The organism is Rhizobium sophoriradicis (genome assembly GCF_025200795.1).
Classification (GTDB): Bacteria; Pseudomonadota; Alphaproteobacteria; order Rhizobiales; family Rhizobiaceae; genus Rhizobium; species Rhizobium sophoriradicis.
Genome location: NZ_CP104155.1, coordinates 398,188 through 415,077, shown reverse-complemented (window position 1 = coordinate 415,077; position 16,890 = coordinate 398,188). Strand labels below are relative to the sequence as shown.

14 protein-coding genes are annotated in these 16,890 nt (G+C 63.4%); 6 read left to right on the top strand and 8 right to left on the bottom strand.

The features are described from left to right. The first annotated feature begins 130 nt into the window (after positions 1 to 130). The 3 genes from kduI (at position 131) to N2597_RS30515 (ending at position 2,577) form a co-directional block, all read left to right on the top strand. Positions 131 to 967: a 5-dehydro-4-deoxy-D-glucuronate isomerase gene (kduI, locus tag N2597_RS30525; RefSeq protein ID WP_077989580.1), complete on the top strand. Its 837-nt coding sequence runs from the start codon at positions 131 to 133 to the stop codon at positions 965 to 967. After that, positions 964 to 1,728 carry a 2-dehydro-3-deoxy-D-gluconate 5-dehydrogenase KduD gene (gene kduD, locus N2597_RS30520; protein ID WP_281040124.1) on the top strand — a complete coding sequence of 255 codons (765 nt, stop codon included), beginning with the start codon at positions 964 to 966 and terminating at the stop codon, positions 1,726 to 1,728. Before kduI ends, kduD begins: the two co-directional genes overlap by 4 nt. A 105-nt stretch (positions 1,729 to 1,833) precedes the next feature. Next, complete coding sequence (locus N2597_RS30515) at positions 1,834 to 2,577, top strand: FadR/GntR family transcriptional regulator (RefSeq protein WP_077989581.1); 744 nt, start codon at positions 1,834 to 1,836, stop codon at positions 2,575 to 2,577. A 2-nt stretch (positions 2,578 to 2,579) separates the two neighbouring features. Here N2597_RS30515 and N2597_RS30510 read toward each other — a convergent pair whose 3' ends face one another. Together N2597_RS30510 and N2597_RS30505 are read right to left on the bottom strand one after the other, a co-directional pair. Next, positions 2,580 to 5,867 (bottom strand): GH36-type glycosyl hydrolase domain-containing protein, encoded by a 3,288-nt coding sequence (locus N2597_RS30510; protein WP_183598184.1) that lies wholly within the window; start codon positions 5,865 to 5,867, stop codon positions 2,580 to 2,582. Positions 5,868 to 6,083: 216 nt separating this feature from the next. After that, positions 6,084 to 6,992, bottom strand: coding sequence for a flagellin N-terminal helical domain-containing protein (locus tag N2597_RS30505; RefSeq protein ID WP_183598182.1), 909 nt, complete (start codon positions 6,990 to 6,992; stop codon positions 6,084 to 6,086). Between the two features lie 389 nt (positions 6,993 to 7,381). Between N2597_RS30505 and N2597_RS30500 the strand changes: the two genes are divergently transcribed. Continuing rightward, positions 7,382 to 9,403, top strand: a complete 2,022-nt coding sequence (locus tag N2597_RS30500; protein ID WP_183598180.1) for a beta-N-acetylhexosaminidase — start codon at positions 7,382 to 7,384, stop codon at positions 9,401 to 9,403. Positions 9,404 to 9,516: 113 nt separating this feature from the next. On the opposite strand, the gene N2597_RS30495 is transcribed toward N2597_RS30500, so the two are convergent. Then, positions 9,517 to 10,380 carry a helix-turn-helix domain-containing protein gene (locus N2597_RS30495; protein ID WP_479725379.1) on the bottom strand — a complete coding sequence of 288 codons (864 nt, stop codon included), beginning with the start codon at positions 10,378 to 10,380 and terminating at the stop codon, positions 9,517 to 9,519. A gap of 154 nt (positions 10,381 to 10,534) precedes the next feature. Here N2597_RS30495 and N2597_RS30490 point away from each other — a divergent pair, with 154 nt between their 5' ends. Continuing rightward, positions 10,535 to 11,539 carry a DMT family transporter gene (locus tag N2597_RS30490; protein WP_096763592.1) on the top strand — a complete coding sequence of 335 codons (1,005 nt, stop codon included), beginning with the start codon at positions 10,535 to 10,537 and terminating at the stop codon, positions 11,537 to 11,539. Positions 11,540 to 11,616: 77 nt separating this feature from the next. On the opposite strand, the gene N2597_RS30485 is transcribed toward N2597_RS30490, so the two are convergent. The 5 genes from N2597_RS30485 to N2597_RS30465 form a co-directional block, all read right to left on the bottom strand. Beyond that, positions 11,617 to 12,819 carry an ROK family transcriptional regulator gene (locus tag N2597_RS30485; protein WP_183598178.1) on the bottom strand — a complete coding sequence of 401 codons (1,203 nt, stop codon included), beginning with the start codon at positions 12,817 to 12,819 and terminating at the stop codon, positions 11,617 to 11,619. Between the two features lie 75 nt (positions 12,820 to 12,894). After that, positions 12,895 to 14,118 (bottom strand): MFS transporter, encoded by a 1,224-nt coding sequence (locus tag N2597_RS30480; protein ID WP_183598176.1) that lies wholly within the window; start codon positions 14,116 to 14,118, stop codon positions 12,895 to 12,897. Positions 14,119 to 14,219: 101 nt separating this feature from the next. Continuing rightward, the gene (locus N2597_RS30475; protein ID WP_183598174.1) at positions 14,220 to 14,996 is read right to left on the bottom strand and encodes an SDR family oxidoreductase; all 777 of its coding nucleotides are present in this window, start codon (positions 14,994 to 14,996) and stop codon (positions 14,220 to 14,222) included. 24 nt (positions 14,997 to 15,020) lie between these two features. Next, positions 15,021 to 15,884 (bottom strand): MurR/RpiR family transcriptional regulator, encoded by an 864-nt coding sequence (locus N2597_RS30470; RefSeq protein ID WP_183598202.1) that lies wholly within the window; start codon positions 15,882 to 15,884, stop codon positions 15,021 to 15,023. A 21-nt stretch (positions 15,885 to 15,905) separates the two neighbouring features. Beyond that, on the bottom strand, positions 15,906 to 16,295 hold the full coding sequence (locus N2597_RS30465; RefSeq protein WP_106795825.1) for a RidA family protein: 390 nt from the start codon (positions 16,293 to 16,295) through the stop codon (positions 15,906 to 15,908). 111 nt (positions 16,296 to 16,406) lie between these two features. Here N2597_RS30465 and N2597_RS30460 point away from each other — a divergent pair, with 111 nt between their 5' ends. After that, entirely contained in the window at positions 16,407 to 16,889 is a 483-nt protein-coding gene (locus N2597_RS30460) for a hypothetical protein (protein ID WP_106795824.1), read from the top strand. Position 16,890 lies beyond the last annotated feature (1 nt).

Here is a 16,890-nt window from a genome sequence, read left to right as displayed (position 1 = left end):
TGTTGACACCGAACTTGTCGTACAACTATGTAACCAGACGGATACCACCGCAGCGGAAAACCGTCTGATATGACCAGCTTTCCGCAATGGCGGTGCCGCCTGACGACAATGAAGCTGAAGGAAAATTGACATGCAGATCGACGTGAGGCACGCCTCCCACCCCGAGGCCGTGCGCGGTTACGACACCGAAACGCTGCGGCGTCACTTTCTGGTGGAAACCATCTTCGAAGGCGGCGAGATCCGGCTGACCTATTCGCATTACGACCGCATGGTCATCGGCGGAGCGACGCCGCTCGCCGATGGACTGGCGCTGACGGCGCCGACGGCGATCGGACAGGAAACCTTCCTTGCCGAGCGTGAGCTCGGCGCGCTCAACATCGGCGGCGCCGGCCGCATCATCGTCGACGGCACCAGCTACGACCTTGCCAAATATGATTGCCTCTATGCCGGCAAGGGCGCCAAGGACATCCGGTTCGAGAGCGCGGATGCCGCCAACCCGGCCAAGTTCTATCTGGTCTCGACGCCGGCCCATCAGACGCATCCGACCGTGCTGCTCACCCGCGAAAAGGCCCGTCACCTGACGCCGGGCGAAGCCGCGACGGCCAACAAGCGGTCGATCTACCAGTTCATCCACCCGGAGGTTTGCCAGTCCTGCCAGCTCACCCTCGGCTTCACCATGATCGAGCCGGGCAGCGTCTGGAACACCATGCCGGCCCATACGCATGACCGGCGCATGGAGGCCTATCTCTATTTCGATCTCGAAGCCGAGCAGCGCGTCTTCCACTTCATGGGCGAGCCGCAGCAGACCCGGCATATGCTCGTCGCCAACGAGCAGGCGGTCATCTCGCCGCCCTGGTCGATCCATTCCGGCGCCGGCACCAAGAACTACAGCTTCATCTGGGCGATGGCCGGCGACAATAAGAGCTTCACCGACATGGACCATATCGCCATTGCGGATCTGAGGTGAGCGCCGTGGCCAATCCCTTCGATCTTTCCGGCAAGACGGCCGTGGTCACCGGCGCCAATACCGGGATCGGCCAGGCCATCGCGGCGGCGCTCGCCGCGGCCGGCGCCTCGATCGTCGCCGTCGGGCGCTCCTCGATGGACGAAACCGAGGCATTGGTGAAGGAAGCGGGCAGCCGCTTCCACGTCATCAAGGCCGATCTCGGCACGATCGAACCGGTCAAGGGGGTCGTCACTGAAGCCATCCAGACCTTCGGCGGCCTCGACATCCTCGTCAACAATGCCGGCATCATCCGCCGCGCCGATGCGCTCGATTTCACCGAAGAAGACTGGGACGCGGTGATCGACGTCAACCTGAAGACGGCCTTCTTCCTGTCGCAGGCGGCCGGCCGCCACATGATCGACAAGGGCAGGGGCAAGATCATCAACATCGCCTCGCTGCTGTCCTTCCAGGGCGGCATCCGCATCCCCTCCTATACCGCCTCGAAAAGCGGCCTTGCCGGCCTGACCAAGCTGCTTGCCTGCGAATGGGCCGGCAAGGGCGTCAACGTCAACGCCATCGCGCCGGGTTACTTCGTCACCAACAATACGACGGCGCTGCGCGAGGATCCGGATCGCAATGCCGCCATCCTCGCCCGCATTCCGGCCGGGCGCTGGGGGAAGCCCGATGAACTCGGCGGTGCGGCCGTCTTCCTGGCATCGTCGGCATCCGACTATGTGCATGGGACGGTGCTGCCCGTCGATGGCGGCTGGCTGGCGCGGTGATCCGCGCCACCCAGTGACCGGGTGCTGCTGTGGCGCACGTCCTTTTGCCTTTCCAGCCGCCATGCGTTAGCAAAAGCAAATGATCGACGGCAGGATCGAGCCAGGATGACGGACAAGGACAACGCGCTCTTCACGACCATTCGCCAGCCGAACCTGCGCAGCGGCCTTGCCGATACGCTGATGGCGCAGATCGAATCCGGCGACCTGAAACCAGGCCAGCGCCTGCCGACCGAACAGGCGATCATGGCGGCGACCGGCGTCAGCCGGACAATCGTGCGCGAGGCGCTCGCCACGCTGCGCGCCAAAGGCCTGATCACCACGCATCAGGGCCTCGGCGCTTTCGTTTCGAACGATCCCAACCCGCGATCCTTCTCGATCATCCCCAACGACCTGCAGTCGATCGACGAGGTTCTGCGGGTGCTGGAACTGCGCATGGGGGTCGAATATGAAGCCGCCGGTCTTGCCGCGCTACGGCGCACGCCGGAGGACGTCGAACGCATGCAGGACCGCCTCGATGCCCTCGACAAGGCGCTGGAAAAGGGCGGATACGGCGCGCAGGAGGATTACGCCTTCCACCGGTCGATCCTGGTCGCGACGCAGAATTCCTACTACAGCCGCCTCTTCGACACGTTCGGCGATATTATGGTGCCGCGCCAATGGGCGCGCCTCGACAAGATGACGGCTTTCGAGCGCAAGCGCCACGCCGCCCGCATGCGCCGGGAACACCACGCCATCTTCGCGGCGATCCGCGACGGCAACGAAGCGGCCGCGCGCCGCGCGATCCGCAGCCACTTGTCGAAGAGTGCGGCGCGCTTCGAAGAGCTGCGCGACGCGACCAACTTATCCTGAATTCACATCTGCGGCTTCGGCTTCATCAACCGCCGCCAGGCGGCATGATCCGTCCTCAGATCGAGGGTGGCGTGCGCCGCCGGCAGAAGCGGTTTGCGCCGGCGCCGGCCGAAGCGCCGTTTGAAACCGAGGATATTTTCGACGAAGCTCCTGGTGTAGAGGCCCGGCCCGCTCGAATAGATGCGCCATCCGCCGTCGACGGCGATCTTGCCGGCCTTGACGCGCGCCCAATCATCCGCCGCCTGATAGCGGTCAGGGAAGGCCGCGTCGCTGCTGCTGAAATAGGTATTGCGCTGGCGCAGCGATGCTTGCGGCAAGGCCTTCGTGACGGCGACCGGATTGACGACGGCGATCGCCTCCCAGAGCGCGTCGGCCGCAGCGTCCAGGGCAAGCGTTTCGCAATAACGCAGATGCGCATGCACATACATCAGCCCGATCTCGCGGCCGAAGAAAGAGGAAGATTCGGCCCGGCGGAACAGCGTTTCAGGCCCGCCGGCGTAGGTCGCGGGCTTTTCCATCAGCCGCACGCCGTCGGGGAAAAGCAGATGCTCCTCGATCAGCTGCATGTGATGGCGCCTCTGTGCCGGCGTGAACAGCTTGCCGAGCATCGCCTGCGTCATCGCGATCAGCGAGAAGGAGAGGCCGGTGCGCGTGTCGCTCGGATGCAGCAGCAATTCGACGCTGTCATGGGCGGGATCGAAGATGCCGTAGCCGGCAACGACGCCGTCCCGCACGAGATGGCGATTGAAATCCCGGCGCATCGCCGTTGCGATCTTGCTCAGCGCCTTGGCCTTGCCCTTGTGACCGAGGCGGCGGCGGATCGCGGAATAGCGGACGATCTGCTCGTAGAGCAGGGCGACGGTCCAGCTGCTGACCATCCAGTCGCGCAGATGCGGATCGGCCGGCTGCAGCGAATCGTTCCAATCGCCCTCGCCATAACGGATCAGATGGGTTCCGGGGATGAAGCGTTCGCGGACGGTATCGAGCAGCTTTTCGACATGGACGGCGATGGTGTCGGCTTCCGGCGCCTTCTGCATGGTCTTTTCATCGCGCCAGGACACCTTCTCATCGAGAATGGCGAGATCGCCGGTCGCTTCGATATAGTCGCAGAGCGCCTTCAACGGCCAGACGATGATGTCGCCGTGACAGTCGCCCGCCCGGATGTTGGCGTAGGGCTCCAGCATGAACCATTGCGGCCAGTCGCCTTTTTCAAGGTACTGTTCGCTGAAGACGGTTTTCAGCACTTGCCTGGCTTCGCGGTCATGCTCATAGGCGAGCAGGAATTCGATCGGCCCCTGGCAGGCGTCGCGCGTGCCCCAGGCCGCACCCGTATATTGCTCCAGCCCATGCGGCACGCTCAGATGCACGATGGCGTCATGCGCCAGCCAGGGCAGGAGGGTCGCCTGGGCGGCAAGATCGGGCGACGCGCTGTCGATCCGCATGCCGCGCACGGCCTTGCGCCAGAATGTCGATGCCGGCGCGAGCATGGCTTCCTCGCTGATCCCGGCCTCATAACGCTGCGCCAGCCGCTCGGCGTCTTCAGCATCGGTCATCGAGCCGACGACGGCGAAGGAGAGGGCCTGCGTCGGCCGGGAGCGTAGCGCCACGAAAGCGCCGTTGCGTGCAAGGCCATCGGCATAGAGCAGCTCGTCGCCGCCGATCTCCTCGATGGCGTCGGGCGTCGAACTTACCAGCCAATAGACGGCATCGGGGTAACGCTCGCCCCAGAGCCAGGCCGGGTCGGGCCGGAAGGAGATGCGTTTGCGCGCGGGATCGAAATCAATCTGCCCGCCCGCGTCATATTCGCGCTCGCCGAGCACAACATGACCGAAGACCAGGAAACGGCACGGCTTGCCCTCGACGGAGAGGCTCCATTGCATCGCCGCATCCTCGCCGGAGGCGACGGCCGTCACGATGATCGTCTGCTCCGGGCATTGATAGATCCAGCGGCAGTCGCTCAAACCCATCTCGAAGGCCGACGGCACCGCCAGAAGCTGCCAGCCGGCGCCGAGATCGGCCATGATGCGCAGTCCGCTGGCGCGCGTCAGATTGTAGGGATCACGCGAGACTGAAAAGAGCTTGTGGAAGGACGTGTTGCCGATCGTCAGCTGCGCGGCGAATATCCCCTGCATCCAGCAGGTGGCGGCGAGCGTGGCATCGTCAAGCAGTATGTTCTGGCCGCTTCGGACGATCGCGCCGTGGCGGCGCGCGATGACAAGTTCCTTGTCCCGCAGCACGACATGGCGGTTAAGAGCACCGTCCGGCACGAAAAACGAAAGCAGTTTTCCGTGGCCGCGCTCTTCCAGGCTTCGCTCGGGATAGAGCCGGGTGATGGCCTTTTTGTCGAGTGTCTCGACTTCCAGCAAGGGAGCGTCCTGGAGCAGGCTGCGAACCGGTGCCGCCGCCTCCAGATGAGCGGCCGTCTCGTCCGGCAGCGCGATGCCGTCGAGCCGCGAAAGGTCGGCGTCGCTCGATGCATCGGGATGATCGGCGGCGAACAGGGCAAAGAAACTCGCCGTCGCGCCATCCGGTGTGACCGACAGCGATCTCGATTGAACGGCGGGGCAGGCGGTCTCCTGCTGCCGCCGTTCGCTGGGCAGCCGGGTGCCGAAAGGGCCGACCAGCAGGTCCTCGAGCCGATCTTTTGCCTGCACGAGCTGGATCGCATCGGTGGCATAGGCGACAGCCCCGTCGAGGCAGCCTTGCGCCAGCCACGGATTGCGGCCGCCGGATTGTTTGAGATTTTGCCGGTTCATCACCACGAAGCCAATGGCCGGGTGATCAGCAATGTGATGATCGACATATTGCGAGGCATAGGACTCGCTGTTCATCAGAAAGCCGCGATCGCCGAGGCCGACATCCTGGATCAGCACCACATCCGCCGGCAGAGTTCCCTCTTTCAGATGCCGGATCGAGGCGCGCCAGAACCATGCCGTTTCGGAGGGGTGAAGCGCGAGGCGGACGTCGTAGGCAATATCGCCTGTCTTGCCGCTCCAGGAGAAGCTCGTCGCATCATAGGCGAAACTGCCATCGGCACGGGGGCCGACGATCTCGACGACATCGGGGCGGGCACCGCCGACGCGCAGGTAAAGGCGGCCAATGCCGCCTGACAGCGGCGAGCCCTGGATCTGGTTGATCTGCACAGCCCCCTTCTCGTCGGCATAGTCGATGGCAAACAGCGTCCCGTTCGGCAGCGCCGATATCGACAGCCCGGAACCGTTGCTGATCGCAAAGAGGCCAAGCTCTTCGCGTCGTGGCATTTGCAAGCTGCGCGTCCGGTTGGGGGCCATGGAGATCTCGTCGATGAGTGCCAGAGGGGAATCAGAGGATGGCGCAAAAAGAGTGAGAGAAATCTTACCGGTGATCGGCAGATCGACAAGGGATCGTGAAATGGCGGCTCCATGCCGAAATGCGACCGAGCCTGGCCGGAAGGCCAGGCTCGGGGTTCGATCAGCGAATGTGGTCCGGGCGTTCTATGCGCCGGGCTCCCTTTGCATCGACCAGGATTAGCCGCGGAACAGCGACATGATGTTCTGGGACGACGAATTCGCAATCGACAGCGACTGGATCGCCAGCTGCTGCTGTGTCTGCAAGGCCGACAGCTTGCTCGATTCCTCCTCCATGTCGGCATCGACCAGGCGGCCGACGCCGGAGTCGATCGAATCCGAAAGCGCACTGACGAAGTCTTCCTGCAGGTCGATGCGCGTCGAGATCGAACCCAATTGCGCACCGGCCGAGGTCATCGCCGACAGCGCCGATTCGATGGTCGACAGCGCCGACTGGATCTGACCGGTGGTAAAGTCGGTAATGTCGAGCGAGTAGACGGAATCGCCGTTTGCATCCGCCGTTCCGAGAATACCCGAGGAGGTTTCGATCGACCCGCTGCTCATGCCGAACAGCACATTGCCGGCGGAGCTGGTGTCCAATGCATATTCCGTCATCTTGACGGACACGGCGCCGGAGCCGTCGCGAACGAAGGACGAGACAACGCTTTTCGTGCCGCTCTCGCCGGCGACCCAGTTCTCGCCCGAGAAGGATGCCGACTGGGCAATGCTCATCAGCTGCTCCTGCAGCTGGCTGATTTCTTCCTGGACCTTTGATTTGTCGACACCGTCTTCGGTCGCCGCCACCAGCTTGGCTTTGATCTCGTCGACGACGTCGATGGCGCTTTCCATTGCCGTGTAAGCGGTATCGACCTTTGCCGCACCGAGGCCAAGCGCGTCGGAGACGGCCGAAAGGGCCTTGTTATCGGAGCGCATCGTGGTGGCGATGGACCAGTAGGCAGCATTGTCGGATGCGGTGTCGACGCGATAACCGGTCGAAACGCTGTTCTGGGTCGATTCGAGGTTAGAGTTGATGCTGCGCAGCGTCTGGAGGGCAGCCATCGCGGAATTGTTCGTATTGATGCTCGTCATTGGAAATTCGCCTGGTTCGGAAGTTGGATGGGTTGCATCCCGGGAACATCCGGGCCGTGGCGAGCAGCCTCATGCTTATCGACCCGTATGGGGCGGTCAATTCGCCATCGTTGGATCAATTATTGTACTTAAAGGTACCTTAATGGTTAACGCACGGCGGCCAGCCGAAATTTTTTCCCGAAATGCACCTCGGCCAAAAGGATTATCCGCGATCGGCGGCCGGCATTGGCCCTGGGGTCGGCCGCAGAAATTCCGCATCGGCGATTGACGCCCCGGCGAAAAACCGACTATCAATATTAAATCAATTTGATTGACTTCAACGCCATGCCGATCCCGGCGCTGTGCCGGAACGCTCGAAAACCTGGTTTTCCCCTCAAGGAAGAGTGATGATGTCGACACCGCGACCGAATACCCTGCGGCTTGAAACCCTCTGGAACCCGCCTGCCGACGGCAAGGAATTTTCCTACGTCCTGCGCCTCAAGAACCTCGGCAGCGAACCGCTTTCGAGTTTTTCCCTCTGCGTCAGCGGCCCGGGCCGTGTCGATCCCGCCGGGCGCGTCGAAGGCGCGACCGTTTCGCAACGGCTTTCGAATTTCACCGAATTCCAGCCGCCGGCCGGTTTCGTGCTCGGCGCCGGCGAGACCTGGACGATCTCCGTCTATGCGCTGAGCTGGCAGTTCCGACACTGGACGGACGGCGCGACTAGCGCCTATCTGGCGCTTTCGGATGGCAGCACCATCGTGCTGGGTGTCGAGCCGACGCGCTCATCGGTCAGCAATGCAGCGCTGAAGCGCGGCGCCGAGATCTATCCCGTTCCCGCCAACGCGCCCGTTCAGATTTCGGTCATCCCCTGGCCGAACCACGTCGCGGTCGCCTCGCGCCGGCCGCTGCCGGCCGGCTTTGCCCCGCTGGCGCAGAGCGGCGAAGGGGAGGCGGCGGCGCAAAGCTTCACGACGCTGGTCGACCATCTCTTCGCCGTCGAGGGCATTGTCCGAAGCGCGGCGGAAGGCGCGGTCCCGGTCATGCTGAAGGATGCCGCCGGCTTCGGCCCCGAAGCCTATCGGCTGAGCTTCGACGACGAGACCCTGACGGTCGAGGCGAGCAGCCGCACCGGCTTCCTCTATGGTCTGGTGACACTCGGCCAAATCTGGCGCGGCGCCAGGCTGCATCCCGGCGTCTTCCAGTTTCCTGGAGCCGGCGAGATCGTCGACGAGCCGGCGATGGGCTGGCGCGGCCTGCATCTCGATGTCGCCCGCCAGTTTTACGGCGCCGCCGAGGTCAAGAAGCTGCTGGCGGTGCTTGCCTGGAACAAGCTCAACCGCTTCCACTGGCACCTTTCCGACGACGAGGCCTGGCGCGTCGAGATCGACGCCTATCCCGCCCTGACCGAGATCGGCGCCTGGCGCGGCCACGGTCTTGCCGTGCCGCCGCTGCTGGGGTCGAGCCCGGCCCGAACCGGCGGCTACTACACCAAATCCGTCATCCGAGAGATCGTCGCCCATGCGAAGAGCTTCGGCATCGAGATCGTGCCCGAGATCGATATGCCCGGCCATTGCTACGCCATGCAGCAGGCGATCCCGGAGCTGCGCGATCCGGCCGAGAAAGGCAGCTACTACTCGGTCCAGGGCTTTCCCGACAATTGCATCAATCCGGCCCGCGAGCAGACCTACGAGATCGTCGAGACCATCCTTTCCGAACTGATCGAGCTCTTCCCGTTCAAGGTCATCCATCTCGGCGCCGACGAGGTGCCGCTCGGGGCGTGGTCCGGTTCGCCGGCAGCACTCGATCGCCTGCGCGCCGTCGCCGGCGACGCGGTCGCCGATGCGCATGCCAAGCGACTGAATGTCGTGACCAATACCCATGGCGCCGACGATATTCACGGTTCGGGCGCAGCGATCCTGCAGGCGGAGTTCCTGGAGCGCGTGCAGCGTTTCCTGGCAAGCAAGGGCTGCATCACCGGCGGCTGGGAAGAAGCGGCACACGGCGATGTCATCGACAAGGAGAAGAGCTATCTCTGCAGCTGGCGCAATGTCGAGGTCTCGGCCGAACTCGCCGAACGCGGCTATCAGATGGTCGTCTGCCCCGGCCAGGTCTACTACCTCGACATGGCGCTGAGGCCCGATTGGGACGAGCCGGGCGCCAGCTGGGCGGGGAATTCGGACGCGGAAAAGATCTATAAGTTCGATCCGGTGGGCGGCTGGACGGCGGCGCAGAAACAGCAGCTGCTCGGCATCCAGGCCTGCATATGGTCGGAACCGATGACCGACCGCGCCGTCTTCGACCGCCTCGTCTTCCCGCGTATCTCGGGGCTTGCCGAAACCGGCTGGACGAAGCCGCCGGCCAAATCCTGGGAGCGCTTCAAGGCGCTCGCAGGGCTGATGCCGCTGCTTTACGGGCTGCAACAGTCGTAAGGCATGTCTCGCAAAAGTGTGCAGCGGTTTTGCGATAAAGACATGCGTAAAAGCAAAGACCTAAAGCGTGACAAGCGAATCTGAAAGATCGCGACACGCTTTAGCGCCGGCCTTCACTGCCGCTGCCGGTAGGCAGAGGGTGTGACGCCAGTGCCCAGCTTGAAGGCCCGCGTCAGGTGGCTCTGGCTGCTGAAGCCGCAGGCCGAAGCGATCTGCGCGATCGGCTCCATGCCTGATAACATCGATTTGGCGCGCTCGACACGACGGTGCGCCACCCAGCCATGCGGCGACACGCCAAAGCTTGCCCGGAACATCCGCTGAAAATGAAAGGCGCTGAGCTGCCCGATATCAGCCAGATCCTGCAAGCGGATCGTCTCGCCGAGATGGGCCTCGATATGATCCAGAGTTCGGCGCCGCACATGCGGCGCGAGCCCGCCGCTGATCGCGCGGGCACGCATGCCTCCATAGCGCGGATCGACGAAGAGGTCGTGGATCGCCTGCGTCATCGCTTCTTCGGCCAGCAGATGACCGCCCGCCAACATCGCTTCCGTCATCTGCCGAAGCCTCAGCGCCAGGGCAGGTGCATCGTCGAAGGTCACTTCGGGAAAAGCCATGAGCCGCGCATCGCGGTCAAACGTCTCGGCAAACATCCGGCGCATCTGATCGTCGGGAACATACAGATGGACGAATTCGAAGAAGTCGGTGATCTCCCATTCGGACGAGTGCCCCTGCGGCATGATGCACAGCACACCCGGACGGCCGCGCACGTCGGGGCCGCCATCCAGCCGACGCGTTCCGGCGCCGCCGCTGAGATAAAGGCTGAACGTGTGACCGTCCGGCCGCTCATAGCGCATCCAGTCATGCGCATTGCTCCAGATGGCAGCCGATCGCCCGAAACCGAGATCGATCGATTGTGACATCCGCGCCTTGGGAGAGGCGGACAAAAACCTGAAAACCGAGAGACGGCTATCTTTCACCAATTCTTTCCCACAGCTGGCCACGCGTTCGGAACAATACGGGGCGACGCCTGATATGGCGAGCGTGAAGTCCGGGCAAACCGATTTCACAGCAAGAATCTGCAAGAGACCCGCGCATGCTTCGCCTATTCGTGGAGAAAACGAGGATGACTCCATGGCAAATGCCGTTCTTTTCATCGCGACCGTTCTCATATGGGGGACGACCTGGATCGCCATTGCAATGCAGGTCGGTCCCGTGCCGGTCCTGGTTTCGGTCTTTTACCGATTTGCGCTGGCAGCCGTGATCCTCGTTGTCATCCTGGCCGCCATGCGGAGGCTGAAGCTCCCTGCCTTGCGCGATCAACCCTTCATCCTGGCGCAGGCGCTCTGCCTGTTCAGCCTCAATTTCATCTGTTTCTACAACGCCGCCGGCTTTATTCCTTCAGGGCTGATCTCGGTGATCTTCTCGCTCGCGACGATCTACAATGCCGTCAATGCGCGCCTCTTCTTCGGCGACCGCATTACCGGCCGCACGCTGCTCGCCGCGGCGCTCGGCGCCACCGGCCTTCTCCTGCTGTTCGGAGAGGAGGTCGTCGTCGATTTCGATATGGGCACGTTGAAAGGGATCGGGCTCGCAGCGCTCGGCACGCTGTTCTTCTCGCTCGGCAACATGGCATCGCGCCGCAACAGCGCGGCCGGCATCTCACCGCTGACCGCCAATGCCTGGGGCATGACCTATGGCACGATCGTCCTCCTCGTGCTGATTGCCGTGACGCAGACGCCGATCGTGGCGCCATCAGGCATCACCTATCTTGCCGCGCTGCTCTATCTCTCGGCCATCGGATCGGTGATCGGTTTCACCACCTACCTCATGCTGGTGTCGCGCATCGGCTCCTCACGGGCTGCCTATGCGACTGTGCTGTTCCCGATCGTCGCCCTGTCGCTGTCGACGGTCTTCGAGGGCTACCACTGGAGCGGTCTCGGCCTGATCGGCCTGGCGCTGACGCTTCTCGGGAACGTGATCATCTTTGCGCGCCCGCTCAAGAGGGCTGCCCCTCATCCGGCTGCCGCCACCTTCTCCCCGCCCGCGGGGAGAAGGGAAGATGCCGCAACCCCTCCGTCCCTCGCCAACGTCTCGCAGGGCACGTCCCCTCTCCCCGTCATAACGGGGAGAGGGTGAGGGTGAGGGGCATATCCCGTGGCCGTTGACCTACTCTCTAAGCTAACGGGAAATCGTCAAGATATCGGCCAACCTTTTTAGCCGACCGGCTTCTGCAGCACGTCGAAGCGTGGATTGGTTTCGGAAAAGATCGGCAGGGCGGCGGCGCCGAGGATGGCGGTGTCCTGGCCGGTCATGCCGATCATCACGCGCGGCACCGTCCGCTGCCGGCCGGGGTCGATTGGGTCGTGCAGCGGCTCCAGCCGTTCGGCAAGCCGGCGCATCAGCGAGGCCGGCAGACTGCCGCCGAGCACGATGGTCTCAGGATCGAAGGCGAGTTCCAGGAAATCGACGGTCTGCCGCAGCGGCTGGACGGCCTGGTCGAGCCAGGCGTTTAGACCTTCGTTTCCCCTGTCGATCCGCGCGTCGAGATCGTCGGGCGAGAGCCCCCCTGCATCGGCGATGCCCATGAATTCGTAGGCGACCGACGGCGAGATGTAACGATCGAGGCAGCCGCGTTTGCCGCAGCTGCAGAGTCTGCCGTTCGGCTCGACGATGATATGGCCGATCTCGCCGGCATTGTTGCGGCTGCCCTTGTAGAGGTGGCCGTCGAGGAGCATGCCGGCGCCGATGCCGCCGCCGCCGGCCAGAAACAGGTAGACGAAGCTGGCGAGGCCGCGGGCGACGCCGTGAAGCCGCTCGCCGATCGCAGCCGCCGTCGCATCGTTCTCGACCAGCACCGGCACGTTGAGCCGCTGTTTCAGCTCGTGGCCGACGGGAAACCCCTGCCAGCCGGGCAGGCTCTGCGGGCTGAGGGAGGTGGTGCCGCCCTCGGCATAGCGGCCGGGCAGAGCGATGCCGACGCCGAGCAGCCGCTCCTGATCGAAGGCGGAGGCCTGTTTGAGATGCTCGACGATCGACTGGAGGACCGGCATCGCCCGCTGCGGATCGGGGTGTTCGATCTGGCGTTCGACGCGCGCACAGACGGCGCCGGCAAGATCGGTCAGCACGCCGCTCGCCCGCTGGCGGCCAAGTTCGAGGCCGATCGAATAGGCGCCGGCCGGATTGATGGAATAAGGAATGATCGGCTGGCCGCGCGCCAGCTTCTGCGCCTCGGCGGCGACAAGCAGATGCGACCTCTCCAGCTCCTCGACAATGTTCGACACCGTCTGCGGCGTCAGCGCCGTCATCCGGGCGATTGCCGCCCGCGACAGGGAGCCATGCGTGCGGATCAACTCGATCACCACCCGCCGATTGTGAGACTTGGCCTGCTCGAGATTCGTGCCGGAGATCGCCTTCATGTCGCCTTCAGAGGATATGCCTCACCACCCTTGTCACAAGACGGGTAGGGATGAAAGCCACATTCTTCCTTCGGCCTATTGAACCTCGGTGTCAGCAGGGGCAACGGCAGGGCGGCGCTGCAGCAGGCCGAGGAGGGCGATCCCCGACAATCCGGTGACGGCGCTGAGAACGGCCGTTCCGGAATAACCGGTAGCCCAAGTGCCGGCGGCGAAGACCAGAGCGCCGATCCCCGCGCTCGCAAAAATATTGACGGAGATCAGGGCGCTGCCGAGCCCCGGCCGATCGGCAATGAGATCCTGCAGATAGGTGATCGGAATGCTGATGATCGCCGCAGCACCGATGCCGGCGATCAGGGTCAGTGCATAGAGGTGCCATGGCGCGGAGGCAAAGCCGAGCAGGCTGAGGAACAGCGCGTAGATGATGGTGCCGGCGGCAAGCGCCGTCATCTGCCCGGTCTTCCGCGCGATCCGCGACCAGACGATGATGAAGACGACCTCCAGAAGCGCGACGATGCCGACGAGGATGCCGACATCGCTGAGCCGGCCATGCGCCGCGCCGGTGGCGATCAGCGGCAGCAGGGCGTCGTTCAGATGCAGCGTGCTGGTGATCAGCGCCACACCTGCGATGTGCGCCGAAATCCGCGGCGATACCACCTGCCTGAGCGCACCGAGATAGGTGAGATGGTGAACGGCCGCCATTTCCGTTCCGACCCGCTTCGGCAAAGCGAAGAGGATGATGCCCTGGCATAGAACGCACGCGATGGCGGCGAAGAGATAGGCCGGCAGCATGCTCGATGCACCCGAAAGCACAAGGCCCGTCATGCCGGGGATCAGCACCCAGGAGAGCGAGATCATCGCCCGCACGCCTGAATTGGCCGTCACCACGTCGTTCCGGCTCATGCCCTGCATCGCCGCGCGCGCATTGGCAAACAGCAGCGAGTTCAGCGCCCCGTAGATCGGCATCGGCAGCAGCGCGCTGACGGCGAAGGTGGCCGCGCTCGGAAACGTATAGACCATGCCGTAGCCGACGATGCCGAAGAGACAGGTGCCGATCATCGCCGAACGGTATTCGCCGAGCCGGTCGGCGAGATTGCCGAGCAGGACGCTGATCACCACATTCACCGCCGCCGAGGCGAAGCTCAGGAACGAATAGAGCCCGTCGCTCAACCCCAGCTCGCGGATGCCGACGATCGAACGATAGGGCGCCGTCATCGCCCCCGCCATGCCGAAGGTGAAAATGGCGATCATGCTGGCGCGGATCGCCGGATTGCGGAAGACTTCAGGGAAGAGGCGGCTCATCAGATCATCAATCGTCAGGAAAATCGGCAGGCGCGGCCACGGCGGGCAGTCCAAAAGGTCAAATTATGCTGTCTTGTCGGCTCAGATCGGAGCGCCTGATATCAATAATGCTCCGATTGGGAGAAGGTCCGCGCCAGTTCGGCCTGGCCTGCCGTCAGCCCGCAATCGACGGGCAGGCAGACCCCTGTGATGGCGGCGGCGAGCGGGCCGGCAAGGAAGCCCACGGCATTGGCGACATCTCGGGGATCGACGACGCGCTGCAGCGGATACCAGCGGCGCGCCTCCTCGAAGACATTCGGATTGGCGGCGACGCGCGCCTCCCAGGCCTGCGTCTTCACCGTGCCGGGGGCGACGGCATTGGAGCGGATGCCGAACTTGCCGTATTCCACAGCGACAAGCCGGGTGAAATGCAGAAGCCCGGCCTTGGCGGCGCTATAGGCCGGGTGGCCGAAAACGTTCATGCCGTTGACCGAGGCGATGTTGACGACGGAGCCTTTGGAGACCTTCAGCATCGGCTCGAAGGCGCGGAAACACAGGAAGGCGGCTTCGAGATTGAGCGCATTGTCCGCCCGCCAGATCTCCGGCGTCGTGTCGTGCAGGCTGGTGGCGCGGGCCGCACCGGCATTGTTGACGAGGGTTCGCACCACGCCGATATCAGCCGCGCGTTTTGCCAGTTCTGATATGCTCCTCTCGCTGGTCACATCGCAGCCGACGGCGACGAAGCGATCCTCCGGCCCGAGCCTCGAGGCGACGGCGGCCGCAGCCGCGGCATCGATGTCGGCGAGCAGCACGACGTCATGATCATCGGCAAGCCGGACGGCGATCGCCGCACCGATATCGCCCGCCGCCCCTGTGACGATGGCTGCCGATTGGGTCATTGTCCGTCGCTCCCGCTCATGGGTTCAATCTCCAAGCAATTGCCGGTCGTCGCCGTCGCGGTGGATGACGAGCTGCTGCTTGATGCGCCGAAGCGTGGTCGTCGCCTTTGGCTGGACGGCGTAGGCGACCAGGCTCGAAAGAATATCGACCGTGGCGATGTAGGCAATGCGCGTCGAGGTCGGACGGTAGATGTTGTTGCCTTCGGGAAGGTCGATCGGCACGACGATTTCGGCGGCCTTGGCAACCGGGCTTGCCGTCTGGGTGAGCGCGATCGTCTTCACCTTGGCGCCGCGGGCAAGCTCGAAGGCGCGCACCAGCTCCAGATTGCGCCCGGAGAAGGACGAGCCGATCAATACGTCGCCCGGCCGGGCCGCGGCCGCCATCATCAGCTGCATGCTGTGATCGGAACTGGCGGTGATGCGCAGCCCGAGACGGAAGAGCCGGTTCTGCAGCTCGTCGGCGATCATCGACGAATTGCCGCCCGAGCCGAAGGCATAGATCATCTCGGCCTTGGCGATATGGGAAACCGCCGCTTCGATCGCCGCCAGATCGAGCGAGCGGTGCAGCAGAAACAGCGCGTTCTGCGCCTTGGTAATGATATCCTGGGCGACATCGGCCGGCTCGGTGCTTTTCGATTCCGGCTTCAGATAGCGCACGCCGATATGGGCGGTGCGGGCGAGCTGCACCTTGAAATCGGAAAAGCTCTCGCAGCCGAGCCGCCGGCAGAAGCGGGTGACCGTCGGCGGCGAAACCTCGGCCCGTTCGGCGAGCTCGATGATCGAGGCGTTCACCGCGAACTCGAAATCGTTGACGATGATCTCCGCGATGCGGTTCTCCGAAGGAGAAAGCCGGCTCTTATCTTCCTGCAATGTCGAAAAGATATCCAAACCGACTCCCACCGATTTTTCCTATGCGTCCTTCTTCTTATAGGCCACGCAGTCGATCTCAACCTTGCAATCGACCATCATCGACGATTGCACACAGGCGCGTGCCGGCGGATGCTCGCCGAAATACTCCTGATAGATCTTGTTGAAGGTCCAGAAGTCGCGCGGATCGTCGAGCCAGACGCCGACCCGCACGACATGCTCGACGCCGTAGCCGGCCTCATCGAGAATCGCCAGCACATTGGCGATCGTCTTGTGGGTCTGGGCGATGATATTGCCGTCGATGATTTCGCCGTCTTCCATCGCAACCTGCCCGGAAACATAGAGCCATCCATCGGCTTCGACCGCACGCGCGAATGGCAGCGTCTTGCCGCCGGCGCCCGTTTGAACCGTGCCATAGCGCTTGATGGGCATGCTGAAGTCCTTGCAAATTATTTTCTTGATACGTTGACAAATGACCATAGAAAGCAGAATTTGACCAGTGAAAAACGCGATTTATGAAAAGAATTTCAATCCGGGGCACACATGCGCGATCCTTTTCAGAACCCCTTCCCATCCGACGGCGCCCGGCAGGCGATCTGGGAAATGCTCGTTTCGCGCGATATCGATGCTTTTCTTTCCGCCGACTGGTCGATGGTCGAGGATGATTTCGTCGAAGAGGGCTTCATCGGCATCGACGGCCGCAAGGAGGTGAACCCCGATAAATGGCGGCTCGCCTTTCCCTCGCTTTCGGCCTATCGCGAGGAGTGGCTGAGGCAGGCGAGAGATTTCGCCGGGCAGAGCTTCGCCGAAGATCCGCGCACGGCGATCTTCACCACGACGACGCTCGAAGATATCGAGATCGAAGGCGAGACAGCGCTTGTCCGCAAGAAATTCGACGGCGGCATCACCAAGGCCGACGGCACCCGCGATGTCCTGCAATGGCAGACGCTCTATTATTGCCGGCTGCAGCAGGGACGCTGGAAGATCTCAGGTTTCACCGGCTACCTGCCGAACCCGATGGGGTGAA